Origin of the sequence: Hydrogenophaga sp. SL48, from assembly GCF_021729865.1 — a bacterium.
Classification (GTDB): Bacteria; Pseudomonadota; Gammaproteobacteria; order Burkholderiales; family Burkholderiaceae_C; genus Hydrogenophaga.
Genome location: NZ_CP063400.1, coordinates 1,578,425 through 1,599,765, shown reverse-complemented (window position 1 = coordinate 1,599,765; position 21,341 = coordinate 1,578,425). Strand labels below are relative to the sequence as shown.

Here is a 21,341-nt window from a genome sequence, read left to right as displayed (position 1 = left end):
ACCGGACCATGCTCTCGAAGCCACACTGGCCTGCCAGTCAGGCCGTCAAACCGTTTGGCAGTCTACTTGGAAGAGAACTCACTTCGCGGCGATGGGAAAGGCAGAGTGCCGCCCTCAACCGCAGCACTTCTTGAACTTCTTCCCGCTCCCGCAGTGGCACGGGTCGTTGCGGCCCGGCACGGCCTCAGCGTGTTTTACCGTCTCGACGCGCGGGCCCAGGCGCTGCCAGGTTTCGCGCAGGTTGTAGACCGCCCAGATCGCGGCGCCCACGGCCTTCAAACGCGCCGCGCTCACGCTCGGTGGGCCTTGCTGGTCTTCGTAGGCGTGGAGCGTGGGCGCGCCGGTGTCGGGCAGCGTGAGCGCGCGCAAGAGCTTGAGCGCGGCCTCGCGCCACTGCTGCGCCTGGGCGTTGCGCGGGCCGGCCCATTCTTCGGGCCAGGCGGCCACGGCGGCCATGAAGCCTTGCGCCCAGCGCTGGGCAAACGAGCCGTCGCTCTCGCCCAGCTCGGGCTGGTAGGCGGCGGGGTCGTCGAGCGCGCTCACCCGGGTGTCGAGCGCCTGCTCCACCAACGCCCAGCGCCGCGCCCACAGGGCCGTCACATCGGCGGGCACGGCGTCGGCCGCCAGGCCCAACAGCCGGGGCCAGTATTCGCTGGGCTCGATGGCGCGGCGGCAGCAGACCAGGGCCGCCAGGAAGCCTTCGCAGAACTCCCAATCGGGTGTCTCGGGGAAGCTCTTGCGTCGCGCACTGAGCCAGGTCTCCAGCGCGGCAAAGTCGTCGGCGCTCAGCGGCAGCCATTCGGTGGCAACGGTGTTCATGGTGCGGTTCCCGCTTGTTCAAACAAGGCCAGCAGTTGGCGCAGCACGGCTGTCTCGCGCTGGCCATGGGCGTGCAGCGCGGCCCGGCAGGCCTCGCGCACGACGGCGTTTTGCCCGGGCTTCTGCATCAGCGCAAACACCGCCTGTGCCGAGCGCCCGGCGCCCGCGCCCAGCGCGGGGTCGAGCACGATGTCCACTTCCAGCTCGGGGGCCACGGCGCGCGCCATGGAGCGGAACGACCACGAGCCGGCTATGACCGGGTGGTAATAGTGGCTGCGCGCGATCTGGAACAGATCGACGATGCGGGGCAGCAGTGCGTCGAGCGCGGGCGCGAGGTCGTCGAACCACTGCGCGAGCTCGCGGATGCGGTTGCGCTCGAAACCGGCGTTGTAGGCCAGCACCGAGCCCTGCTCGCCCAGCACCCGCAGCAACGACAGCGCAAAGGCGCGGCGCGGGTCACCGCTCTGCCCCTCGGCCAGAAAGTGGTGGTCGCTCCACGCGCCGTCGGCCGCCTGAACCGCGCAGCTCCACTGGAACGGCAGCGTCTGGTAGGGCCGGGTGCCGGGCCAGATCGGCACGGCCAGACCGATGGTGTCGAAGCGCAGGCAGTGGCGCGGGTAGGGCCAGGCCCGCGCCAGCGCGGCCACCTCGGGCTCCAGCAGCGGCGCGCCCTGCTGCACCGCGCGCACGGCGCGGCGCTGGCGCGGCGGCGCGATGTCTTCGGGGCGCAGGCTCATCACGCTGTGGTGGCCGGCTGCGCGCCATTCGGCCGCGGCTTCGCGCCCCAGGATGTCGAGGCTGGTTTCCGCAGGCTCGGCCACGGCCGGCACAACACAGGCCTTGCAGTTCGCCGCGAACTCGCAGCCGCTGCCCTCATGGCAATGCGGCCCGGGGGTGGCCACGGGTTCGGCGCCGCGCTCGCACTGGCGCATGGCGTGCAGCCAGTCGGCCACCGGGCGCGAGCCGAGCACAGGGCCCAGGTCCACCTCGCGGAACAGGCCGGCGTAACAGTCGTGGCCGGGGTAGACGAAGTCGGTGTCCACCAGCAGCAGGCCCACGCTCTGCACCGCGAAGCCGCAGCGCGCGGCCACGTGGGTCCAGAGCGCGACATCGTCCACGTCGGTGTCGTCGCCCACGGTGGCGTAGCGCAGCTTGAACAGGCGCAGGCCATGTTCACCCGCGGTCAACACGTCGATGCGCACCTGGGCGCGGTCTTCGCTGGTCAGGCAGGCGCCGAGGATGGCCCAGCCCTCGGGCGGCTCGGCGTCACTGTCGAGGCAGTTCAGGGTGTGGCGCACGGCCTGCAGCCACTGCGCCGGGCTTTGCGGCGCGGCCACCGTGTCGGCGTGCGGGAACGAGGCGTGCAGGGCCACGTCCAGGCCCGTGGCGGGCGCCAGCTCCGCGGCCTCTGGGGTGGGCGCTGGCGCGGGCGCCGCCAGGCCGCGCTCCAGCTGGCGGCGCGCCAGCCAGAAGCGGCGCTCGCAACTGCGCCAGCGGCGCAGGTCGTCGGTGTTGAGGGGCGGAGCAAAAACCATGGGCGCTATCAGACAAAGCCGACACAGGACCGGACGGGAACCGGCACAAAGGCCACAGGCACGAGCGCGCGGCAGGCCTTCGCAACGGTGGATGCCTGTCAATTAGCAAGGGGCGTGCAAGGCAGGACGCATGGCGCGGGTCTTGCAGACTGTCTGGGTCATGACGCTCAAGTTCCACATGACCCCCGGCTCCTGCACGACCGGCATCCACATCCTGCTCGAAGAACTGGAGCTGCCCTTCGAGGTGAACATCGTCAACCTGCCGGCGGGCGACCACCAAAAACCCGCCTACCTCGCGATCAACCCCAAGGGCACGATCCCGACCCTGGTGCTCGACGACGGGAGCGCCCTCACCAGCTTCCAGTCCATCGCCTACTGGCTGGCGCGGCGCCACCCGCGCAAGCGCCTGCTGAGCGACGACCCGTTTCTGGCCGCGCGCACGCTGGACCTGCTGGACTATGCGGTGAACACGGTGCACGGCCAGGGTTTCACGCGCATCTTCACCACCGACGTGTACTTGCCAGAAAGTCTCGGCCCCCACGCTTCACCGCCGCGCGGGTCGCTGCCCCCAAGGGGGCTGATCCGGCTTGGGGCGGCCCGGCGCCGGATCCGCTGGACCCGACCGACAAGGCCCGGTGGACCAGCGCGATCACCGAGCGCGGCCGGGCCATCGTGCGGGAGGCTTTCGACGTGATCGAGATCCGTCTGCCCGAGACCGGTTACGCCATGGGCGCCGACTTCACGATCGCCGACGCGGCGCTGTTCTACGTGTTCTTCTGGGCCAGCAAGACCGACATCCCCCGGCCGCCGCGCTGCCAGGCCCTGTTCGAACGCTTGCGCGCACGCCCGGTGGTGCACCAGGTGCTGCGCGAAGAAGGCTACCGCTGAAGTTGCTTTTTGCTGTCACACACCCCACCCCACCATGACCACCCTCGCCGACATCCAACGCCACCACCGCGTCATCCTCTGCCACTTTGACGACTACAGCCACGCTCTGGTGTTCCCGCGCTGGGCGCACGGCATGCTCTGGCCTCAAGCCCTGCCCGAAGGCGCACAAGCCCTGAGCAGCCCGCCCGAGCCACAGCCCGCAACCATCTCCAGCGCGGCCCTGATCGCCGCCGTGCTGCAAGGCAGCGACCTGAACCCCGAAGACATCGAAGAAGTGACCGCCTTCCAGCCCTGGTTCCAAACCCCCGAGGGCCACGTGCGCGTGCACCTGCTGCGCTTCACCACCCCGGACGCCCCCAAGCCCGCCATCGCCGCCATGGGCGGCAACTTCAAGGCCCTGAGCGAACTGCGCGGCGGCAACATGGCGGAATTGCTGTTGCTGCGTGAGGCGTTTGGTTTGGTGGCGGGCGGTTGATCACAGCAGTGGGCTGGGCCTCGGCCACCTGCGAGTCCCGCGCCGCAATCACTCACCCGATCAATGCCACTGCGATGACTTGCAGGTGGCTGCGCGCACGCTGGAGTTGATGGCCTGCGCGGTGGACGCGGCGCATGGCCAGGGCACCTGAAACACCGCGCCGCCACGGTGGCCGGCTTCGACACAGTGGTGTGCTGAGGTTGGCCAGCTCGCCTTTACTTGGACATTCTCGTGGGTACGCCATGGATTTCATCGCGAATACATTTGCACACATAGTCCAAAAGGCGGGGTACATTCCGAGCGGCTGGCCGAGGTTTTTCTTGGTCTTGTCAATGCGGGCTATGTATGCAGCATCGCACAGCACGATGTTGAAAAGACATGAATTATTATCAAAAGAAGCCGCATCCTGCAAATCGCACCCATGCTCCTGTGCCGTTATTGATAATAGGCCGCAACAAGTTTATCCACTCACTCAACATCGGAAAGGGAGTAAAAAATGGCTATTCCACAGCATGAGCTCAAGGAAATGAATCGTCTACTCGAAAATGGTACGAACATCTCAGACATCTGGAGCAAGTATTCTGGAAAATATGGGTATTGGGAAATCTATTGGAGCGTCAGTGATTACAGCTTACTCGGAAAGAAGAGAATAATTACTAACCGAATCAATTCTGCTCGTAGCGCCACCTCGAAAAAAGAGAGGGATAAATTTCTCAATGAGGTCGACACACTCATTACTGAAATATACAACCTAGCCAAGAAAAATGGGAAGAAGCTCGTAGATATCGGCAAGGCCATTGAGCGTTAATAAAAACGGAGCTAAAAATGGGAAGTCAAAATCAAAATGAACGACATGAGCGGATTCTTGGAGAGTGCAGAGATGAGGTCCATAGTTTGGAACAGCAAGTAAAGATGAAGGAGAAAGATTTCGACCTGAAGGTTCTGTTAGAACAGGCCCGAGAAAGATTACGCATCCAAGAGCAGATCGACCTTACACGTGATTGATTTTTCAAAGAAGAGTGCAAACTACAAGGATTGCTATCCCCACGCTGACTCCGTTACGAATGAAAGTTATCTATGGAAGAAGAAGCCAAGGCTGTCCAGGAACTAGGGAAGGTCTGCAAAACCGCGGCGCCGTGGGCCGATGTGAGACAGTGACGTCATGAAGCAAATGAGCCTGGGCGAGAGCGGATTCGAGCGCAAGACCAAGAGAACGCGCAAGCGCGAGTTCCTCGACGAGATGAACCTGGTAGTGCCGTGGACCGAGCTGGTGTCGCTGATTGCACAGCATGCACCAACGCCTGGCGCCAAGGGTGGTCGTCCGCCGTTTGCCGTGCGAACCATGCTTCGCATTCACTTCCTGCAGCAGTGGTTCAACCTGTCCGACCCGGCGATGGAGGAGGCGCTGTACGACACGCCCATGTTTCGAGAGTTTGCGGGGCTGGACCAGGGTGAGGAGAACTTGCCTGACGAGAGCACCATCCTGCGCTTTCGCCATCTGCTCGAACAACACAACTTGAGCCTGCAATTGCTTGCCACGGTCAACGCCACCCTGGCCGACAAAGGCCTGCTGCTCAAGAGCGGTACGGTCGTCGACGCCACGCTCATTGCCGCCCCCAGCTCGACCAAGAACAACAGCGGCGAACGCGACCCCGAGATGCATCAGACCAAGAAGGGCAACCAGTGGCACTTCGGGATGAAAGCGCATATTGGGGTCGATGCCGAATCGGGCCTGGTGCACACCGTCAAGGCCACAGCGGCCAACGCGCACGACATCACCCAGGCCAGCGAACTGCTGCACGGCGACGAAACCGATGTCTTTGCCGACTCTGGCTACCGGGGCGTTCACAAGCGCGATGAGGTGATCAAGGACCATCCCGAGGTCCACTGGTACGTGGCCATGATGCCCAGCCATCGCAAGGCGCTGGACAAGGAAACGCCCATGGGCTCGATCATGGAAGCGCTGGAGAAAACCAAGGCGCGCATCCGAGCCAAGGTCGAACACCCGTTCCGGGTGATCAAGCGCCAGTTCGGATATGTGAAGGTGCGCTACCGGGGATTGGCCAAGAACACGGCGCAGCTGCACACCCTGTTTGCGTTGTCCAACATCTGGATGGTGCGCCGAACGCTTTTGAAGGAGACCCGAGGATGAGTGCGTCCGAATGCGGCCAACGGCCACGAATCAGGGCGAAATCGGCCAACAAAGCGCCCTCGTGAGCCTGAAATCGCCATCATTTGAAATTGCATGCATCACCTCGCGCCGTAGCGGGTGTTGTGCAGACCTTCCCTAGCGAAGTCAACAGGGAAGGCTATAGATGCAGCACGTGAGGCAGGAGGGTTTATTGCAAAATTTGTATCTGGTCCTCTGGAGCAAGGAATAGGCATCTTTGAGGATCGCCTAAGATACATGCGCTGGGAGCGCCAAATCCGGATGATGCAGCGATCACAAGATTTTCTTAAACTTGTGGGGCTACCAGTTCCAACGCGACCAGTTCCGCTGAAACTCCTCATTCCCATTATGCAGGGCGCCAGCTTGGAAGAAGATGACGATCTTCAAGATCGATGGGCTGCCTTACTCGTTAATGCTGCCAATGCCAATTTCGGCAGCGAAGTTCGTCGCGCATACGTAGCGATTCTCGAACAACTAAATCCATTAGACGCGCGTATTCTTGATGTGCTGTATTCCTTGCCATTTGAAGATAGCCAACACCACGGCATAATCACCGCAGATTTACCCCTACACGCCCGTATCAAGATGGAGAAGGAACAAGAACTGCGTCTTCCAACCGAAGATGTTGTAATTTCGCTTAGCAATCTTGTCCGTCTAGGTTGTTTGCGTCCTGGCATGACTTGGGGCGGAGGCGAAAGCTATGGTCGAGTTAATCCAACGGTTGCCGGAAAAGCATTCGTAGAAGCTTGTCGCCCATTTAGAGCCTAACAGGTTGTACATGGGCTTCCATCAACGGCAAGAGCCAGATGATTTGAACCCCATTGGGAAGAGCATAAGATTGGAGGTCACGGCTTGCCTTTTCGTGATCCATTTTATTCTGTTGAGCAAAAGGCAATACCCGACCCCAATACGTCGCTGTACTTCGCTGGGGTCGCACCACCTAAACCTTATGCACAATAAAACACATGAGATATGAATGGCAATATAGCTTCACAACCAAATTACTACAGTTTGATAAAGTGGTGAGGTACAGTATTGATTTACAAAAAGGAAACTCAGATTCCTCAAAGAAGATTCAGGGATTCATCGAGATAAGACCAAACAATAAACTCGAAAAGACCATATCGACATCAGGAACTGTTGCAGTATCGATACCATTTGATATAAAAGAAGGTACGACAATGGCTCATAAAATCGCGTATGAATTTAGCCAAACAATGGCTTTTGAGTTCGGAGATTTTCAGATTAGCTGGGCACTGCTGTATTGCGAAAGAATTCCCGAGACCGAGCAGGAAAAAGAAGAAATCGGGGAATTAACTCATCAAATTTTGCAGATCTCTTTACAAACAGTTCTTGAAAAACAGACATTTAACCCTAGCATACTGAATGATTTCGAACTGCAAAGATACAATCCGGTTTTGTTAAAGCTATTCAATGAAGCGGAGCAAAAAACAGATTTAATTGACAAGTTCTTGACAAGGTTCAAGATTCTAGAAGCGGAGTTTATCGAAAACAATTCAAGAGTGCCCGCCAAAAATCAGCTTAAAGGCTCCAACACTCTAAAACAAGTATTTTATTCAATAGCTACAAGCAGCTCTAAAAATGATGCTGCATTCGAGACCTTAGTAGATGGCCTTGTAGATGCAAGAGGAAAGTGTGCACATTTAAAGAAATACAAGTACGGATATTTGCCAGGCGATCAGAGACTCAAAGAACTACAACTTTTAGAGCTGCAGCTTAGAGAATTAAGCAGAGCATTGATAAGATTCACATAGCGATACAGTCCAGTCCAGTCGCCTAAGGCGTGCTTCGCTGCTGATTGCTGTTACCGTCACCAAAATCCGTAGTCCCTCTCTCTCGATGAGTCACAACACACTGGCGCAACACTATTTCTTAGACGCGCTGGACCTCTGCCACAGATTCCAAGCTCACTGGGAAGACCAGCCACGCAAGTCATCTCGCGTGAAGAGCTTTGTTGATCTGCTCATGGCTTGCGAGTGCATGCTGAAAGCACAGTGCATCGTGGCGAGAGAGCATCTTTCCCTAGCTGAGGCCTATAGCGAGGTGAAGGGCTTCCAACACAACATCAAGGAGCTCGCCACAGCAGCTGATTTGGCTTTTCCTTCTGATGTGCATGGCCGCGCTTGCGAGTACTTCGGTTCATTCAGCGTCAGCCTGCGCTACTCCGTTGACGTACACGAGTACTTCTTTCCAATCGGAAGTCCACCGAAATCCGGAAGGAAGGGGTACGACGAGACACTCGGGAACAGCGTGTGGCGCAACGCCGCTGTGGCTACCGTGAATGAGCTACTTGAGTGGGGCAAGAATCGTTTCAACGGAGAAGTGACAGACAACATTGCAGACATTTTGCGGAGCGCCGCTGAAGTTGAAACAGTCATCAGTGATCGCAGTCGCTCTTCCAAGCGACCGAAGTGACGCCGAACCCCACCTTCGCGGCGCTCAGTTCTACCCGATCAAAGCGACGGCCTTGATTTGCGCCCACACCTGCTGACCCTGCGCCAGCCCCAACGCGGCAGCCGAGCGCCGCGTTAACCGCGCGAGCAGCGAGGACGATGTCCCCACCTGCAAACGGCACAGGGCCAGCGCGGGGTGGCTGTCGTCGGCCAGTTGGTCGACCACCACCGGCAGGCTGTTGAGCAGGCTCGTGTCGGTCGCGGGCGAGAGCGCCAGGCTCACGTCGCGCGCCAGGATGCGGATGCGCACCGTGGCACCCTTCGCTTGCCCGCCGTCGCGCACCCAGAGGCAGCCGCCCGGGAACGCCACCCGGGCCAGGCTCCAGGCCGCATCTCGCTCGACCACCACGCCCTCCAGCACCACGCCCGCGTCTTCGCCCAGGCGGATCGGCAGATCGACGCGCGACAACACCTCGGCCAGCGGGCCCGAGGCCAGCGCCCTGCCCGCTTCCATGGCCACGATGTGGTCGGCCAGCCGCGCCACCTCGTCGGGCGCGTGGCTCACGTAGATCACCGGCACGTCCAGCTCGCGGTGCAGGCGCTCCAGGTAGGGCATGAACTCGTTCTTGCGCGCCAGGTCCAGCGCGGCCAGCGGCTCGTCCATCAGCAGCAGGCGTGGGCTGGTGAGCAGGGCGCGCGCGATGGCGATGCGCTGGCGTTCGCCGCCCGATAGCCCGGCGGTGCGGCGCTCCAGCAGGTGGCCGATGCCCAGCAGTTCGATGACCCTGCTCCATTCCACTTGCTGGGTTGTGCCCGCGGTGCGCTGGCGGCCGTACATCAGGTTCGCGCTCACGCTCAGGTGCGCAAACAGCTGCGGCTCCTGGAACACGTAGCCCAGCGGGCGCCGGTGCGTGGGCAGGCTGTGTAGGCCGTCCTGCCAGACCTCGCCATTCACCACGCAACGGCCGCCGGGCGCGGCGTTGAGTCCGGCGATGCAGCGCAGCAGCGTGGACTTGCCGCAGCCCGAGGGGCCGAACAGCGCGGTCACCCCGCGGCCGGGCAGTTGCAGGTCCACGTGGAGCGTGAAGCCGGGGAAGTCCTGCCGGAAACGGATATCAAGGCTCATGGCGAACGGTTCCAGCCACGGCTGTTGAGCAACAGCAGCACGGCGAGAGAAAAAGCCAGCATGCCGCCGGCCAACCAGTGCGCGTTGTGATACTCCATCGCCTCCACGTGGTTGTAGATCGCCATCGACAGCACCTGTGTCTTGCCCGGGATGTTGCCGCCGATCATCAGCACCACACCGAACTCGCCGACCGTGTGAGCGAAGCCGAGCACAGCGGCGGTGATGAACCCCGGCCGCGCGAGCGGCAGCGCCACGGTGAAAAACGCGTCCAGTGGCGAGGCGCGCAACGTGGCCGCCGCCTCCATGGGCGCGCGGCCGATGGCGACGAAGGCCTGCTGCAGGGGCTGGATCACGAAGGGCATGGAATACAGACACGAGGCCACCACCAGCCCGGCAAAGGTGAACGGCAGCAGGCCCAAGCCCAGCGATTGAGTGAGCCGGCCCACCGGCCCCTCGGGGCCCATGAGCACCAGCAGGTAGAAGCCGAGCACAGCAGGCGGCAACACCAGCGGCAGCGTGACCACCGAACCCACCAGGCCCTTCAGCCGCGAGGGCGTGCGCGCCAGCCACCAGGCCACCGGCGTGCCCAGCGCGAGCAGCAGCACGGTGGTGAGGCCCGCGAGCTGGACCGTGAGCCACACGGCGGCGAGGTCGTGATTCGACAGCATGTGATCCAGCCGGTGAGCGTCAGCCGCCCCGCCTCACAGCGGCATCTCGTAGCCGAAGCTCCGGATCACCGCCTGCGCCTTGGCGCCTTGCAGGTACTTGAGCAGCGCGGACGCACTGACCTTGCCGTTGCCCGGGTTCAGCAGCACCGCGTCTTGCCGGATGGGGGTGTAGAGGTTCGCCGGAACCACCCAGGCCGAGCCCTGGATCTGGCCGTCCTTGAGCACCTGCGACAGCGCCACGAAACCCAGCAGGCTGTTGCCGCTGCTGATGAACTGGTAAGCCTGGACGGTGGTTTCGGCGGTCACGAACTTGGGCGACAACTTGTCGTGCACGCCCAGCTTCTTCATCGTCTCCACGGCGGCCGCGCCGTAGGGCGCGAGCTTGGGGTTGGTGAGCGCGATGTGGTCGAAGCCGCCGCGCTTCAGCACCTCGCCCTGGGCGTCCACCACCGCGGGTTGGGCCGACCAGAGCACCAGCTTGCCGATGGCGTAGCCGACCTGGCTGCCGGCCACCCCGGCGCCTTCCTTGATCAGCTTCGCCGGTGTTTCGTCGTCGGCCGCGAGCAATATTTCAAACGGCGCGCCGTTCTTGATCTGTGCGTAGAACTTGCCGGTGGAGCCGAACGACGACACCACCTTGTGGCCGGTTTCCTTTTCGAACTCGGCGGCGATCTTGTTGAAGGGCGCGGTGAAGTTGGCGGCCACGGCGACCGAGATCTCGTCGGCGCGGGCCGTTGAGACAACGAGCAACAGGCCGGCGAGCAGCGAAGAGACAAGGGGCTTGAGGATCATGGAAGCGCTCCAGAGGATGAAAAATTCAATGCCGGGAAAACAGGTCGCGCACCTTGCACAGCGCGGTGGTGACGTCGAAGCGCGTGTCGGGCAGCGCCTCGCCGGCCAGCACCTTCTGCAGCGCAGCGCGCGGATCGGTCTCGCCGGTCAGCAGCACCTGCGCGCCCCAGCCCGCCATGTGGCGCAGAAAGCCGTCGCCCGCGCTGCCCGAGATCAGCAGGTCCACACCGTGCAGCGGGTGCGGGCCGTGATCCTCGAAGTGGTGCGGCAGCTGCTCTTTGAACAGCAGCCACTCGCGGGCCTGGCCGGCGTGGCCGCTGACCTGGCTCCAGTCCTTGTGGGTGGCGATGGCGACTTTCATGAAAGGTCCTTGGTGTTGTTCAGTCGGTGGAAACGAGGAAGACGCTGGAGGCCTTGAAGATCGCGGTCACCGGCTGGCCCACGGCGAGACCGAGGCGCTCGACGCTCTGGTCGGTGACCACGGCGGTCAGCACGTGGTGGCCGCCCGGCAGGTCCAGCGTGACCTCGGCATTGACGGTGCCGTGCTGGGCGATGGCTTCGAGCAGGCGGATGCGCTTGTCGCCGAGGAAGCTGCCCATGGCGGTGTCGATCAGCAGCTTGCCCATCAGGGGCTGGCTGGTGGCGTTCAACTCGGACGGGGACATGAGGAGTTCCTGTGAACAAGGGGACCGGCTCTGTATTGGTCACGACACAACGGACGGGTCCAAGGACAGCGTTGTGTGCTTTGCTACACAACGTCCACGCTTACGTGGCTTGTTGACCTGGTTTGCAATACGTGGGCCAGCTTGCGGAAGGGAACGCTGGTCTCTTTTTCTGTGCTCTTTTTGGGTGGGCGCAGATCTCGCTCGTGGCACCTCGCGTGCTGCGGCAGGCGCTGCCCGGCGGGGGCTCATCCGGGTGGTCGGCTGCGCCGACTTCGCTGCGCCCACCCATCTGGGGCCGGTGCGGCCAAACTCGCGCCGTTCGCTGCGCTCTCTCTGCTCAGACAGTGGCCGCAAGTCAGTCAGCGAAGCGCGCACTGGCGCGCCCGGCCCCAGACGGGCGGACACAGCCACCCCGGAAAGTCGCCCCCACCGGACAGCGCCTGCCGCAGCATGAAATGACTTGACTCTCAACTGATAGAGAACCCACGCCGGTCCTGCCGAGGCGTGTGCGCTCAGGCCGCAGCGCGCCATGTGAGGCGCCGAGAAGCGCAGGGGTTGTGGCCGCGCGCGCAGCGCGCTTCGTCATCTGAATCGTCGCCATGTCTGAGCGGAGAGAGCGCCAGCGAACGCAGCGAGTTTGGCGACGGGCCACGGCCGCGAGCATCGCAGGGCAGTCGGTGCGCAGCGCCGGCCGCTTCACTCAAGCGCTGCGGCCTGAGCGCACACGCCTTGGCACCCGAGGTGCCACGAGAGAGACCGACTGCTCACCCGGAGAGAGCTGAAAAGCGCCAGCGCCCTCAAGCCAGACTCATGCGAAACAGATCGGGTTGACTCTGCCGGTACACCCTTAACCACAGCAGCGTCGCGGGCACCAGCGACTGACTGGCGAACCACAGGGCTTCGTCCAGGGTCTCGCCGGGCGGGCCAGCGAGTTGCACCCGCATCAGTGCCCAGCCCGACCAGTCGAGCTCGTGCATGGTGGCGCGTTGCTCCGGCTCGATCTGCGCCACGCTGGCGGCCAGGGTGGCGAGCTGGCGCTGCACCTCGGCGCGCGTGAGGCGCGAACGCATCAACTCTTCTCGCGGCAGCTGTTCGACCAGGATCAGCACCGATTCGCAGGCGTTCTGGATCAGGCCCAACAAGGCGCTGAGCAGCATGGGGTGTTGGTTCATGGGTCTTTCAAGCGGTCACCGGTTGGGCCTGCAGCAACCGGGCGTTGAGCTCGATGGCGAACTCGCGCCAGGCGGCGGCCAGGTCGAGCGTGATGGCGCGTTGTGTCTCGGCGTCGGGCACCTGGTCCTGCGCAAAGTTCGACAAGGCGCACGAGCTGGCGTTGAAGGCCAGCGCGGCCTGCAGCAAGCCCTTGTTCCAGCCCGCGAACGGTGCCAGCAGCTGGGGCGTGAGCGCGTGCTGCCCTTGCGCGACCGCAGCCTCGGCGGCGTCGAGCGCCGGCAACAGCGCGTCGATCTGCGCCAGGCTTTCGCTGTAGACGCGGTCCACCGTCGCGAGCAAGGCGCGCTGCGTGAGCAGATCGTGTTGCTGGCTGGAGAGCAGGCGCGTGAGGTGGCGGCGGTACTGGTCGGGTGCGGCGGCGGCGCGGGCGGCCACGCCCTCGGCAAAGGCTTGCAGCGCCGATTCGCGGTCCAGCGCCACAGTCTCTTGGGTGGTGGCGGTGGGCGCTTTCTGGCGCAGCAGCGCGTGGGCGATGCGGTCGGCCGCTTCGAGCGCGCCTTCCATGTGCCCGGCGCCATGGGCCGCCGTTTCGCTGCCACCCAGAAGCACCCGGCCGCTCCACAGCGGTTGGCGCAGCAGCGGGCTGGCCAACGGCGGTTCGGGCGGGGTGGCGCGGTCGGTGTCGCTGCAGGTCCAGGGCTCCAGGGCCCAGTCCTGCAGTTGCAGCCGGCCGCTCTGCGCGGCCTGGCCGTAGAGCTGGGCGAGCTGGCTGTCGATGAGCAGTGGCAGGCCGCGCTGGAAGTGTTCGCGCTGCGCCGGGTTCAGCGCCACGAAGCCGCCCAGCGCCGCGCCGTTGGTTTCGTCGCAGGCGTCGAACACCTCGCCGAGCACGGCCTGCGCGTGGCGCACGAAGGCGTTGCCCGAGTGCCCGGCTTCGCGCCAGAAAGCGTGGTCAAAAGCGATCAAGGCTTTGGCGTGGGTGGCCATCCAGGTGGCGGTGCTTTCCATCGCATCCCAGACCGTCGCCGGCAGGGGTGGATCGAACAGAACGCGGTCATGCACCAGGCGCGGCGGCAGGGCGAGCACCACCTGGCGCGCGCGCAGCGGCGCGCCAGCTTCCAGCATAAGCTCGATGTACGAGCCACGGTCGCGCAGCACGCGCACCGGTTGGCCCAGCCGCAGACAGCCTTCAGGCAGACCGGCGGCCAGCGCGTCCACGAGCCGGGCCGCGCCGCCCTGGATGCGCCTGGCACCCGCGTGCACGCCGCCCTCTTCCTGCCGCCGTTCGGGCTGGCGGTTCGGGTCGGTGAGCCAGAGCGCGTCGCCCGGGTCGTGTTGTGCCAGCGTGGCCAGGCCCAGCTCGCCGAGCAGCGCGCTGATGCGCGGCTCGGTCTCGGGCCAGGTCCAGGTGGCGCCCAGGTCAAGCGCCTGGCCGGTCTGCGCATCGGCGCAGGTCAGCACCCGGCCGCCGATGCGATCCCGCGCTTCGAGCAGGGTCACGCTCAGGCCGCGTGCGACCAGGCTGCGGGTGAGCGCCAGGCCACACAGGCCCGCGCCAACCACCACGACGTCGGCCACTTGGTGGGTCGGCAGATGGAGCAAGGCGGCCATGGCGGATGCGCCCCGGGGCTCAGCTTGTCATCAGGAGTTCGACGGTGATCGGGTCTTCGCCGAGCACGGCCTGGCAAGCCAGGCGCGAGGCCGATCCGATGCCGACCATGCCGTCGAGTTTTTCGTTTTCGAGCGGCTGGATGCGCGACAGGCTCTTGCGGCCGCTGGTGACGAAGACGTGGCAAGCCTCGCACTTGGCGTTGCCGCCGCATTTGCTCATGACCGGCTCGCCCACGCCGAGCAAGGCTTTGAGCAGGGTGGTGCCGGCGGCGACTTCGTAGGACTTGCCGGAAGGAAGGACGGTGATCGTGGTCATGGTTGTGGCCTCATGGCTGGTTGGGAAAAGGGAAGCAAAAAGGTCAGGCGAGCGCGGGTTGGAGTGCATCAATGAAGGCCGCCGAAAAATCGGCCAGCGGCATGTTGATGCGGGTGATGCCCTGCTCTTCCAGAAAACGCGCTTCCATGCGGGTCGGCTCGTTGGGCAGCACGGCCCAGTGTTGGTCGCTGGAGCGCTTCATGATCTGGCGGGCAAAACAGCGCGTGAGCTGGTCGTCGAAGCGGCAGCCGAGGAACAGGAAATGGCGGCCGCTGCGCCAGGCCTGCACGGCCGCGGGGATGGGGGTCTGGATGTCGATCTCGGTCAGCACCTCGACGTAGTCGCTGTCGGACACGAGGTAGTTGCCGGCCGGGCTGTGACCGCCCCAGGGCTTGTAGTGCGTTGGCGCCACGGGCAGGGCTTCGAGCGCCTGGCCCTGGGCGTCGTAGGCGCCGGTCCAGTGGCCGAAATGTTCGGACTGCGACAGGCCTTGCACCTGGTTCCAGCCGCTGTCGCCGCGCACGCGGGTCAGCGCGTTCAGCATGGTGTCGTCGTACCAGGTGTCGACCCAGAGGCCGGCGTTGCTGCCCGCCAGGGCCAGCTGCAGCGCCGAAGGCTCGGGCGAGCTGGCAAAGGCCTCGTTCATCAGGTGCACGACGGACTTGCGGTGCTTGAAGTTCTCGATGAACTGTGCTGCCTGCGTGAGGCGGCTGCGCACCTTGTGCGGCACGCTGACCTTGGCCGTCATGAAGGTCGCCAGGTCCAGCGGCGTGGCCGGCACCTTGCCGGGTTCACACAGCGACAACATGTCCGGGCCCAGGTAAGGGATGACGCTGCCGGCGTCGAGGCGGCTGGCGATGTCTTGGATCAGGTCGGTCATGGTGTTTCCTTAGAGGTAAATGGCAGCGCCGGCGCCGACATTGGTGGCGGTGTCCTTGAGCGTCGTGACGATGTACTGCACCTGCACCGCGTCCATCTGGGTGTGCAGCGGCAGGGCCAGGGCGCGGTCGCCGATGCGGTCGGTGTCGCGCAGCAGGCCGCGCTGCTGGCCGATGGACTCGGCCGCGTTCATGTAATGGAACTGCTGGTGCAGCGGGTGGCTGTAGGCGGCGGTCTCGATGCCGCTGGAGGCCATGTCGTCCACCATCTGCGCGCGGGCGCTGGCGGTGAAGCGTTTGCCCAGGTGCACCACGTACAGCATCCAGTGCACCTCGTCGACGTTCTCGGCCAGGTAAGGCGGCTTCACGCCCTCGAAGCTCTGCATCTGCTCGTGGTACCAGAGCTCGACCTGCTTGCGCTCCATCAGCCGGTCGTCCAGGCTGGCGAGCTGGGCCAGGCCGAGCGCGGCGGTCATCTCGCTCATGCCGGCCTGCAGTGGCACACGCGAACCGACCGAGACCGAATGCCGGTCGCTCACGCGGCGCTGGCGCAGATAGCGCAGTTCGTGCACCAGCACGTCGTCGTCGGTGACCAGCATGCCGCCCTCGCCGGTGCACAGGGCCGAGGGCTGCGAAAAGTCGAACACCGACACGTCGCCGAAGCTGCCCACGGTCTGGCCCTTGTAGCGCGAGCCCAGGGCTTCGGTGCTGTCTTCGATCAGGTGGATGCCGTGCGCTTTCGTGAGCGCACGCAGTGGGTCCCAGTCGGCCGGGTGGCCGTTGGTGTTGCCGGCCAGGATGGCGCGGGTCTGCGGCGTGATCTTGAGCGCGGCCTCCTCGGGGCTCAGGCAGCCGGTCCAGTAGTTGATGTCGGCGAACACCGGCGTGGCGCCCGCGAGCGTGATGGCCTGCGCCACCTGGTGCCACGAGTGGCTGCTGCAGACCACCTCGTCACCCGGCCCGATGCCGTAGGCGCGCAGGGCGATCCAGGTGCCCAGGGTGCCGCTGCCCACCGCGACCGCATGGCGCCGCCCGGCCCAGCCCGCGAAAGCGCGCTCGAACGATTCCAGCATGGGGCCATCGCCCCAGCGGGCCGATTCCAGCACCGCGGTGACGAGCTGGATCTCGCGCTCGCCGCACTCGGGCTCGTAGAGGGAGATGGCATCGATTTCCATTTTTTATTCCTGAGTGAGGATGAGCGCATCGGCTTCTTCGGGCGCATCGGTCACGCTCCAGCAGTGGCCGTTGGAGGTGGCGAGGTAGACCTTGCGTGCGCCCAGCAGCAGCGCGGGTTTTTCGTCGCGCATGTCCATCGCATCGACCAGCACCACCTTCATCTCGGGGTGCTGGGAACGCCAGATCGAGGCCGCGTCGCGCAGGGTGGCGGCAGCGCCCACGAGTTCGCCGGCGGCGCGCAGGTGTTCGGTGCTGATGGACATGGTGTTCAGTCCTCGGAAACCGAAGACGCCAGGCGGCGCGCTTCGACGGTGATGGGCAGGCTCGTGCCTTCGGGCATGACCGGCAGGTCCAGTTGCCAACCGTTGGCCAGCGTGACCAGACCACCCCACATGCCGGGATTCACCATGTCGACGATGGGCTCCTCCAGGTCTTTCTTCGGCACATAGGCGCTCAGCACACCTTTGGCATCGCGGCGGATCATCACTTTCATCATCGGCTCCAGTGGGCAAACACAAAAATTCAGGACTCGGCGGCAACGCTGAGCAAGGGTTCCAGCAAGGCGGGCAGGCTGTTGAGCAACAGGGCGATGTCTTCGCTTTGGGTTTCATCGCCGAGTGAAAAGCGGATGGCGCACAGCGCCTCGTCGCGCGGAACGCCCATGGCGGTCAACACGTGCGAGGGTTCGCTGCCGCCCGACGAGCAGGCCGCGCCGCTGGACGCCGCCACGTTCAGGCGCGAGAGGCGCTGCAGCACCACGTCAGCGTCGACCATGCCAAAGCGCAGGTAGCTGGTGCCCGGCAGGCGCGGCACGCCCTGGCACCACACGTGCAGGCCGGGCAGTTCGGCCAGGCCGCGCTCGAGCGCGTCGCGCAGGCTGGCCACCTGTTCGGCCCGTTCTGACTGCACCGCCAGATCGCCCAGACGCTCCAGCGCCGCGGCCAAACCAACGATGGCCGGCAGGTTCTCAGTGCCGCCGCGGCGGCCGCGCTCCTGGCTGCCCGGCACTGGCGGCACGAGGGCCCGGCCCTGGCGCAGCAACAAGGCGCCCGCACCCTTGGGACCGTGGAATTTGTGGGCCGAGAGCGAAACCGCGTCGGCCGGGTATTCGGAAAAAGCAAACGGCAGCTTGCCGATCCACTGCGTCGCGTCCACGTGCATGGCGGCGCCGGCCGCGTGGGCCATCGCGGCGACTTCCGTCACCGGCATCAACGCACCGGTTTCGTTGTTGGCCGCCATCAGCGAGACCAGGGCCAGATCCGGGCCCATCAGGGCCGCAGCGGCGGTGAGGTCGATGCGGCCGTCGGGCGACACTGGCATGACGTCCACGGGCACGCCCTGCTCGGCCAGCGAGCGCGCCAGGCGCAGAAGGGCCGAGTGTTCGACCGCGCCGATCAGCAGGCGCTGGCGGCCCTGCGCCCGGGCCGTCGCCAGCAGGCCGGTCAAGGCCATGTGGTTGGCCTCGGTGGCGCCGCTGGTGAAGATGAGTTCGCTGGTCTTGCAGCCCAGCGCCTTGGCCGCCGTGGCCCGCGCCGCGCCGAGCACGCGCTTGGCGTCCTGCCCCGGACCGTGCTGCGACGAAGCGTTGGCCCAGGCGGTGACAAACACCGGCCCCATGGCATCCAGCACCTCCGGCGCGGGTGGGGTGGTCGCGTTGTGGTCCAGGTAGATCATGGCGAGCTTCTCCTCCAACCCAGGGCACCGCCGGGCCGACTTTGCCGGACGGCCAGTGCCGCCCCCTGGGGGGTAGCGCGAAGCGCTGCGGGGGGTGTCAGGTTCTTCATGGCCAGAACTGCCTCTCGCTGTCCAAACACAGCAAGTCCAGTAAGGGTTCGATCTGGTCGGCCCGCTCCTTCACCACCCAGGCCTGCTGTGTGTGGTCGCGGGCGCACAGCGTCCAGCAGGGGTGCTCGCCCATGGGCGGCTTCAGCAAGGCGATGGCGATGGTGCCGCCGCTCGGGTCCACGTTGCGCGAGCAGCACGGGCTCTCGACCCGGTAGCCCTGCTCGTCGATCCACACGGTGGGTTGCACGAAGCGGTAGCGCACGCGTTCCTTCAGTGCCCGCTCCAGGCGGTGCAGCGTCAGGTCACGCGGCAGGTTGCGCGCTTCGGGGACAGCGTTCATGCAACCTCGTCTTCGGTCTCAGGCAAGAGGCCGGCGGGTGCGGGCACGAGTTCGATTTCCATGCAGCCGACCACGCAGCCGGGGAACTGCACCAGGTAGACCGGCTCGTTGAGTTCCTGAGCGTGGCCGATGTTGACGATCTCGCCCACCGTGCCGCGCGCGGCCAGCAAGGCGTCGGGTCCGCGTTCGGGGTGGCTGCCGTCGTTGACCAGGTCGTCCAGCGCGATCACGCGCTGGCCCCAGGCGTAGACGGGTTCGCGGGGTTCAATGCCGTTCATGGGGCTTCCTTTTCAGGTTGGGGTTGACCGAGCGTCGTGATGCTGGAGGCTTTGTCGCCGAGTTGCGCCAGCACCTCGTCGGGCAGGTTGTCCAGGGTGCAGAGTTCTTTGGCGCGCATGCCGACGCGGTGGCCGGAGTCGACGAAGTCGACCGCGTAGATGTAGAACTGCTGCAGGAAGGTGTTGATGTTGATGACGTAGCCGATCTCGCCCTTGTTCACCAGCACCTCGCCGATGTCCTTGCCGTTGTAGGTGCCGTCGTTGCGCACCACGGAGCGCGCGATCACGCGTTCGCCGTACTGGAAGCGCGGTGGAAAGGCGAGTTCGATCTCGGCGTCGTCGCGGTTGATGTCAGCCATGGGGCGCTCCCGGTACGAGTGAAAGGGCCTGGCGCGGGTCCTGGCGTTCGAGCACGCTCTGGCGCACCAATGGGTCGTCGTCCTCGCGCAGCGGGCCGAGCAGGTCCGGGTCGGCGCGCTGCGCCACTTCCCAGCGCACCCGCCAGTCGGTGTCGGCCATCAGGCGCGGCAGCAGCGGCGCGGGCAGTCGCTCGGCGACGGTGCGGCGCACCTCGGGCGACTTGTCGCTGAGCAGGATCAGCAGCGCCGGCATCTCCAGGCGCTGCGCCACGATCAGGCGCACGGCGCGGTCGGGGTCGCGCGCCATGGTGGGCAACAGCGCCAGCGGCAGGCGCCGCGCCACCCACTCGCGCACGCCGTAGTCGGTGTCGTTGCGCATGGCGGCGAGTTCGGCGGTTTCCAGGCGCTGGGCGACGCGGATGCGGACCTCGCGGTGCGGGTCGTGCGCCATGCGGCCGAGCAGCTGCTGCGGCAGGCGCAGCGCGATCTGCAGGCGCACGGTTTCGTCCGGGTCGTCCATCAGCGAGGCCAGGCGGAACACGTTGGCGTGGCGCGCGGCGATGGCGCGCACCTCGAAGTACGCATGGCCGAGCTGGCGGTCGCCCTGTTCCGGGTGCCAGCGGAAAAAACGGTCGATGCGGCGCGCGTACACGTCCTGCATGCAGGCGTGGCCCGGTTCGCAGCCTTGTTCGGCTGGCAGATCGCGCAGGGCCTGGTATTCGCAGGCGCTGCAGTCCACCGGGCCGCCCTGCCAGTGCGAGGCCTCGATGTCGCCAGCGGGCGCGCGGGTGCCCCTGAACTCGGCGAGCGAGGTGTCTTGGGCGCTCATAACTTGGCCCCGTTTCCGCTCCAGCCGCGCACCGGGTAGGCGCTCAGCGGGTCCACCGCGTCGGGGGTGTTGGCGGCTTCTCGGCGTGCGAGCACATGCAAGAGCAAGGCTCCACCGAGGTGGTCTTTCGGGTCGAGCTGGCGCAGCGCGGCCAGCATCAGACGCGCTTCGTCGAAGTCGCCCAGGCGCAGGCTCAGGTAGGCCAGGCCCTTGAGCGTGAACAGGTAGAAGCGCACAGCCGGGTCGTGGCGCAGGGCATCGTCGTCGGGCGGCGCGTCGCCGAAGCTGGGGCCGAGCGCGCTGCGCGCAATCGCCAGCGCGTCTTCACCGACCGCGCGGGCCTTGTCCAGCGCATGGCCATAGAAATGAAACCGGTAGAGCGCGATCAGCGGCCCGGGGTGGCTGGGCGCCAGCGCCCTCGCCTTTTCCAGCAGTGCCAGGGCCTCCTCAGGCTGGTCGCGCTTGAGGCCCGCTTCCTTGATCAGTGCATCGACCTCAGGGCTGACCGCGCCGCCGATCGCACCGGCGCCGAACGCGTCGAGCGCGTCGTCCAGCCCCAGGTTGACGACGGCGGCGTTCATGGCCTGCGCTCAGGAGGCCAGCGTGGCCGGGCGGCCGCGCCCGATGGCGCCGATCTCGATCTTGGTCACCCCCACCATCGGCGCCGGGCTCTCACTCGATGCGCTGCTGCAGCCGCAAGCGGCCTGGTTGGGGTTGGTGAACGTAAGGCCCGACTGGGTCGGCGTGTCGGCGAAATCGACAATCACGCCTTCGAGCATCAGGCGGCTCTCGGCGCCGAGGAACAGGCGCAGGCCTTCGATCTCCAGCACCTGCTCACCCGGGCCGGGCGTGGCCTCGGCGCTGAATTCCGAGCTGTAGCCCGAGCAACCGCCGGGCGACACCGCCAGACGAAAACCCGCACCGGCCGGCAAGCCAGAGAAGCGCACGATACGCGAGATGAACTTGACGGCGGCGGGCTTGAGGACGATGTTGGGCAGCATGGTGGTGGTCTCGATGTACGGGATGAATGCAAATAACTCGGGA

29 protein-coding genes are annotated in these 21,341 nt (G+C 65.0%); 8 read left to right on the top strand and 21 right to left on the bottom strand.

From position 1 onward, the window contains the following. Positions 1 to 114 precede the first annotated feature (114 nt). Both IM738_RS07690 and IM738_RS07685 read right to left on the bottom strand, forming a co-directional pair. Positions 115 to 819, bottom strand: a complete 705-nt coding sequence (locus tag IM738_RS07690) for a YecA/YgfB family protein (RefSeq protein ID WP_236965287.1) — start codon at positions 817 to 819, stop codon at positions 115 to 117. Continuing rightward, the gene (locus tag IM738_RS07685) at positions 816 to 2,354 is read right to left on the bottom strand and encodes a DUF2779 domain-containing protein (RefSeq protein WP_236965286.1); all 1,539 of its coding nucleotides are present in this window, start codon (positions 2,352 to 2,354) and stop codon (positions 816 to 818) included. The genes IM738_RS07690 and IM738_RS07685 overlap by 4 nt, the downstream gene beginning before the upstream one ends. Positions 2,355 to 2,514: 160 nt before the next feature. Between IM738_RS07685 and IM738_RS07680 the strand changes: the two genes are divergently transcribed. The 8 genes from IM738_RS07680 (at position 2,515) to IM738_RS07645 (ending at position 8,323) form a co-directional block, all read left to right on the top strand. Next, positions 2,515 to 3,048: a glutathione S-transferase N-terminal domain-containing protein gene (locus tag IM738_RS07680; protein WP_236965285.1), complete on the top strand. Its 534-nt coding sequence runs from the start codon at positions 2,515 to 2,517 to the stop codon at positions 3,046 to 3,048. Next, complete coding sequence (locus IM738_RS07675; RefSeq protein ID WP_236965284.1) at positions 3,045 to 3,242, top strand: glutathione S-transferase C-terminal domain-containing protein; 198 nt, start codon at positions 3,045 to 3,047, stop codon at positions 3,240 to 3,242. The genes IM738_RS07680 and IM738_RS07675 overlap by 4 nt, the downstream gene beginning before the upstream one ends. A 34-nt stretch (positions 3,243 to 3,276) precedes the next feature. After that, complete coding sequence (locus IM738_RS07670; protein WP_236965283.1) at positions 3,277 to 3,717, top strand: hypothetical protein; 441 nt, start codon at positions 3,277 to 3,279, stop codon at positions 3,715 to 3,717. A gap of 496 nt (positions 3,718 to 4,213) precedes the next feature. Next, positions 4,214 to 4,525 carry a hypothetical protein gene (locus tag IM738_RS07665; protein WP_236965282.1) on the top strand — a complete coding sequence of 104 codons (312 nt, stop codon included), beginning with the start codon at positions 4,214 to 4,216 and terminating at the stop codon, positions 4,523 to 4,525. A 354-nt stretch (positions 4,526 to 4,879) separates the two neighbouring features. Beyond that, positions 4,880 to 5,869, top strand: a complete 990-nt coding sequence (locus IM738_RS07660) for an IS5 family transposase (RefSeq protein WP_236961435.1) — start codon at positions 4,880 to 4,882, stop codon at positions 5,867 to 5,869. Positions 5,870 to 6,124: 255 nt separating this feature from the next. After that, positions 6,125 to 6,655, top strand: a complete 531-nt coding sequence (locus tag IM738_RS07655) for an Abi-alpha family protein (RefSeq protein ID WP_236965281.1) — start codon at positions 6,125 to 6,127, stop codon at positions 6,653 to 6,655. A gap of 197 nt (positions 6,656 to 6,852) precedes the next feature. After that, positions 6,853 to 7,662 carry a hypothetical protein gene (locus tag IM738_RS07650; RefSeq protein ID WP_236965280.1) on the top strand — a complete coding sequence of 270 codons (810 nt, stop codon included), beginning with the start codon at positions 6,853 to 6,855 and terminating at the stop codon, positions 7,660 to 7,662. Between the two features lie 85 nt (positions 7,663 to 7,747). Continuing rightward, the gene (locus tag IM738_RS07645; protein WP_236965279.1) at positions 7,748 to 8,323 is read left to right on the top strand and encodes a hypothetical protein; all 576 of its coding nucleotides are present in this window, start codon (positions 7,748 to 7,750) and stop codon (positions 8,321 to 8,323) included. Positions 8,324 to 8,353: 30 nt separating this feature from the next. On the opposite strand, the gene modC is transcribed toward IM738_RS07645, so the two are convergent. The 19 genes from modC to IM738_RS07550 form a co-directional block, all read right to left on the bottom strand. After that, positions 8,354 to 9,427, bottom strand: coding sequence for a molybdenum ABC transporter ATP-binding protein (modC, locus tag IM738_RS07640; RefSeq protein WP_236965278.1), 1,074 nt, complete (start codon positions 9,425 to 9,427; stop codon positions 8,354 to 8,356). Next, entirely contained in the window at positions 9,424 to 10,095 is a 672-nt protein-coding gene (modB, locus tag IM738_RS07635) for a molybdate ABC transporter permease subunit (protein ID WP_236965277.1), read from the bottom strand. Before modB ends, modC begins: the two co-directional genes overlap by 4 nt. A gap of 33 nt (positions 10,096 to 10,128) precedes the next feature. Beyond that, positions 10,129 to 10,887, bottom strand: a complete 759-nt coding sequence (gene modA / locus IM738_RS07630; protein ID WP_236965276.1) for a molybdate ABC transporter substrate-binding protein — start codon at positions 10,885 to 10,887, stop codon at positions 10,129 to 10,131. Positions 10,888 to 10,912: 25 nt separating this feature from the next. Next, positions 10,913 to 11,248 (bottom strand): NifB/NifX family molybdenum-iron cluster-binding protein, encoded by a 336-nt coding sequence (locus IM738_RS07625; RefSeq protein ID WP_236965275.1) that lies wholly within the window; start codon positions 11,246 to 11,248, stop codon positions 10,913 to 10,915. Positions 11,249 to 11,267: 19 nt separating this feature from the next. Continuing rightward, on the bottom strand, positions 11,268 to 11,552 hold the full coding sequence (locus tag IM738_RS07620; protein WP_236965274.1) for a TOBE domain-containing protein: 285 nt from the start codon (positions 11,550 to 11,552) through the stop codon (positions 11,268 to 11,270). Positions 11,553 to 12,349: 797 nt separating this feature from the next. Continuing rightward, the gene (locus IM738_RS07615) at positions 12,350 to 12,724 is read right to left on the bottom strand and encodes a hypothetical protein (RefSeq protein WP_236965273.1); all 375 of its coding nucleotides are present in this window, start codon (positions 12,722 to 12,724) and stop codon (positions 12,350 to 12,352) included. A 7-nt stretch (positions 12,725 to 12,731) separates the two neighbouring features. Then, the gene (locus tag IM738_RS07610) at positions 12,732 to 14,336 is read right to left on the bottom strand and encodes a flavin monoamine oxidase family protein (protein WP_236965272.1); all 1,605 of its coding nucleotides are present in this window, start codon (positions 14,334 to 14,336) and stop codon (positions 12,732 to 12,734) included. Positions 14,337 to 14,355: 19 nt separating this feature from the next. Continuing rightward, on the bottom strand, positions 14,356 to 14,652 hold the full coding sequence (locus IM738_RS07605) for a 2Fe-2S iron-sulfur cluster-binding protein (RefSeq protein ID WP_236965271.1): 297 nt from the start codon (positions 14,650 to 14,652) through the stop codon (positions 14,356 to 14,358). A gap of 43 nt (positions 14,653 to 14,695) precedes the next feature. Further along, positions 14,696 to 15,532, bottom strand: coding sequence for an SIR2 family NAD-dependent protein deacylase (locus tag IM738_RS07600; RefSeq protein WP_236965270.1), 837 nt, complete (start codon positions 15,530 to 15,532; stop codon positions 14,696 to 14,698). Between the two features lie 9 nt (positions 15,533 to 15,541). After that, positions 15,542 to 16,705 carry a DegT/DnrJ/EryC1/StrS family aminotransferase gene (locus IM738_RS07595; protein WP_236965269.1) on the bottom strand — a complete coding sequence of 388 codons (1,164 nt, stop codon included), beginning with the start codon at positions 16,703 to 16,705 and terminating at the stop codon, positions 15,542 to 15,544. A 3-nt stretch (positions 16,706 to 16,708) separates the two neighbouring features. Continuing rightward, positions 16,709 to 16,969 (bottom strand): hypothetical protein, encoded by a 261-nt coding sequence (locus IM738_RS07590; RefSeq protein ID WP_236965268.1) that lies wholly within the window; start codon positions 16,967 to 16,969, stop codon positions 16,709 to 16,711. Between the two features lie 5 nt (positions 16,970 to 16,974). Then, a complete protein-coding gene (nifT, locus tag IM738_RS07585) occupies positions 16,975 to 17,199 on the bottom strand; it encodes a putative nitrogen fixation protein NifT (RefSeq protein WP_236965267.1) in 225 nt (74 codons plus the stop codon). A 29-nt stretch (positions 17,200 to 17,228) separates the two neighbouring features. Then, the gene (locus IM738_RS07580; protein ID WP_236965266.1) at positions 17,229 to 18,380 is read right to left on the bottom strand and encodes a cysteine desulfurase family protein; all 1,152 of its coding nucleotides are present in this window, start codon (positions 18,378 to 18,380) and stop codon (positions 17,229 to 17,231) included. A 106-nt stretch (positions 18,381 to 18,486) separates the two neighbouring features. Further along, a complete protein-coding gene (locus IM738_RS07575; RefSeq protein ID WP_236965265.1) occupies positions 18,487 to 18,831 on the bottom strand; it encodes a DUF3024 domain-containing protein in 345 nt (114 codons plus the stop codon). After that, the gene (locus IM738_RS07570) at positions 18,828 to 19,109 is read right to left on the bottom strand and encodes a nitrogen fixation protein NifZ (RefSeq protein WP_236965264.1); all 282 of its coding nucleotides are present in this window, start codon (positions 19,107 to 19,109) and stop codon (positions 18,828 to 18,830) included. The genes IM738_RS07575 and IM738_RS07570 overlap by 4 nt, the downstream gene beginning before the upstream one ends. Beyond that, a complete protein-coding gene (locus IM738_RS07565; RefSeq protein WP_236965263.1) occupies positions 19,106 to 19,468 on the bottom strand; it encodes a nitrogen fixation protein NifZ in 363 nt (120 codons plus the stop codon). The genes IM738_RS07570 and IM738_RS07565 overlap by 4 nt, the downstream gene beginning before the upstream one ends. Further along, positions 19,461 to 20,297: a 4Fe4S-binding leucine-rich repeat protein gene (locus tag IM738_RS07560; RefSeq protein WP_236965262.1), complete on the bottom strand. Its 837-nt coding sequence runs from the start codon at positions 20,295 to 20,297 to the stop codon at positions 19,461 to 19,463. Before IM738_RS07560 ends, IM738_RS07565 begins: the two co-directional genes overlap by 8 nt. Further along, the gene (locus IM738_RS07555) at positions 20,294 to 20,878 is read right to left on the bottom strand and encodes a hypothetical protein (protein ID WP_236965261.1); all 585 of its coding nucleotides are present in this window, start codon (positions 20,876 to 20,878) and stop codon (positions 20,294 to 20,296) included. Before IM738_RS07555 ends, IM738_RS07560 begins: the two co-directional genes overlap by 4 nt. 9 nt (positions 20,879 to 20,887) lie before the next feature. Beyond that, positions 20,888 to 21,298, bottom strand: a complete 411-nt coding sequence (locus IM738_RS07550; protein ID WP_236965260.1) for a HesB/IscA family protein — start codon at positions 21,296 to 21,298, stop codon at positions 20,888 to 20,890. Positions 21,299 to 21,341: the final 43 nt, after the last annotated feature.

What these genes read in the sequence shown, in the direction of transcription:
- IM738_RS07690 (WP_236965287.1), bottom strand. Translation starts at nt 819, where the DNA reads ATGAACACCGTTGCCACCGAATGGCTGCCGCTGAGCGCCGACGACTTT.
- IM738_RS07685 (WP_236965286.1), bottom strand. Translation starts at nt 2,354, where the DNA reads ATGGTTTTTGCTCCGCCCCTCAACACCGACGACCTGCGCCGCTGGCGC.
- IM738_RS07680 (WP_236965285.1), top strand. Translation starts at nt 2,515, where the DNA reads ATGACGCTCAAGTTCCACATGACCCCCGGCTCCTGCACGACCGGCATC.
- IM738_RS07670 (WP_236965283.1), top strand. Translation starts at nt 3,277, where the DNA reads ATGACCACCCTCGCCGACATCCAACGCCACCACCGCGTCATCCTCTGC.
- IM738_RS07665 (WP_236965282.1), top strand. Translation starts at nt 4,214, where the DNA reads ATGGCTATTCCACAGCATGAGCTCAAGGAAATGAATCGTCTACTCGAA.
- IM738_RS07660 (WP_236961435.1), top strand. Translation starts at nt 4,880, where the DNA reads ATGAAGCAAATGAGCCTGGGCGAGAGCGGATTCGAGCGCAAGACCAAG.
- IM738_RS07655 (WP_236965281.1), top strand. Translation starts at nt 6,125, where the DNA reads ATGCGCTGGGAGCGCCAAATCCGGATGATGCAGCGATCACAAGATTTT.
- IM738_RS07650 (WP_236965280.1), top strand. Translation starts at nt 6,853, where the DNA reads ATGAGATATGAATGGCAATATAGCTTCACAACCAAATTACTACAGTTT.
- IM738_RS07645 (WP_236965279.1), top strand. Translation starts at nt 7,748, where the DNA reads ATGAGTCACAACACACTGGCGCAACACTATTTCTTAGACGCGCTGGAC.
- modC (WP_236965278.1), bottom strand. Translation starts at nt 9,427, where the DNA reads ATGAGCCTTGATATCCGTTTCCGGCAGGACTTCCCCGGCTTCACGCTC.
- modB (WP_236965277.1), bottom strand. Translation starts at nt 10,095, where the DNA reads ATGCTGTCGAATCACGACCTCGCCGCCGTGTGGCTCACGGTCCAGCTC.
- modA (WP_236965276.1), bottom strand. Translation starts at nt 10,887, where the DNA reads ATGATCCTCAAGCCCCTTGTCTCTTCGCTGCTCGCCGGCCTGTTGCTC.
- IM738_RS07625 (WP_236965275.1), bottom strand. Translation starts at nt 11,248, where the DNA reads ATGAAAGTCGCCATCGCCACCCACAAGGACTGGAGCCAGGTCAGCGGC.
- IM738_RS07620 (WP_236965274.1), bottom strand. Translation starts at nt 11,552, where the DNA reads ATGTCCCCGTCCGAGTTGAACGCCACCAGCCAGCCCCTGATGGGCAAG.
- IM738_RS07615 (WP_236965273.1), bottom strand. Translation starts at nt 12,724, where the DNA reads ATGAACCAACACCCCATGCTGCTCAGCGCCTTGTTGGGCCTGATCCAG.
- IM738_RS07610 (WP_236965272.1), bottom strand. Translation starts at nt 14,336, where the DNA reads ATGGCCGCCTTGCTCCATCTGCCGACCCACCAAGTGGCCGACGTCGTG.
- IM738_RS07605 (WP_236965271.1), bottom strand. Translation starts at nt 14,652, where the DNA reads ATGACCACGATCACCGTCCTTCCTTCCGGCAAGTCCTACGAAGTCGCC.
- IM738_RS07600 (WP_236965270.1), bottom strand. Translation starts at nt 15,532, where the DNA reads ATGACCGACCTGATCCAAGACATCGCCAGCCGCCTCGACGCCGGCAGC.
- IM738_RS07595 (WP_236965269.1), bottom strand. Translation starts at nt 16,705, where the DNA reads ATGGAAATCGATGCCATCTCCCTCTACGAGCCCGAGTGCGGCGAGCGC.
- IM738_RS07590 (WP_236965268.1), bottom strand. Translation starts at nt 16,969, where the DNA reads ATGTCCATCAGCACCGAACACCTGCGCGCCGCCGGCGAACTCGTGGGC.
- nifT (WP_236965267.1), bottom strand. Translation starts at nt 17,199, where the DNA reads ATGAAAGTGATGATCCGCCGCGATGCCAAAGGTGTGCTGAGCGCCTAT.
- IM738_RS07580 (WP_236965266.1), bottom strand. Translation starts at nt 18,380, where the DNA reads ATGATCTACCTGGACCACAACGCGACCACCCCACCCGCGCCGGAGGTG.
- IM738_RS07575 (WP_236965265.1), bottom strand. Translation starts at nt 18,831, where the DNA reads ATGAACGCTGTCCCCGAAGCGCGCAACCTGCCGCGTGACCTGACGCTG.
- IM738_RS07570 (WP_236965264.1), bottom strand. Translation starts at nt 19,109, where the DNA reads ATGAACGGCATTGAACCCCGCGAACCCGTCTACGCCTGGGGCCAGCGC.
- IM738_RS07565 (WP_236965263.1), bottom strand. Translation starts at nt 19,468, where the DNA reads ATGGCTGACATCAACCGCGACGACGCCGAGATCGAACTCGCCTTTCCA.
- IM738_RS07560 (WP_236965262.1), bottom strand. Translation starts at nt 20,297, where the DNA reads ATGAGCGCCCAAGACACCTCGCTCGCCGAGTTCAGGGGCACCCGCGCG.
- IM738_RS07555 (WP_236965261.1), bottom strand. Translation starts at nt 20,878, where the DNA reads ATGAACGCCGCCGTCGTCAACCTGGGGCTGGACGACGCGCTCGACGCG.
- IM738_RS07550 (WP_236965260.1), bottom strand. Translation starts at nt 21,298, where the DNA reads ATGCTGCCCAACATCGTCCTCAAGCCCGCCGCCGTCAAGTTCATCTCG.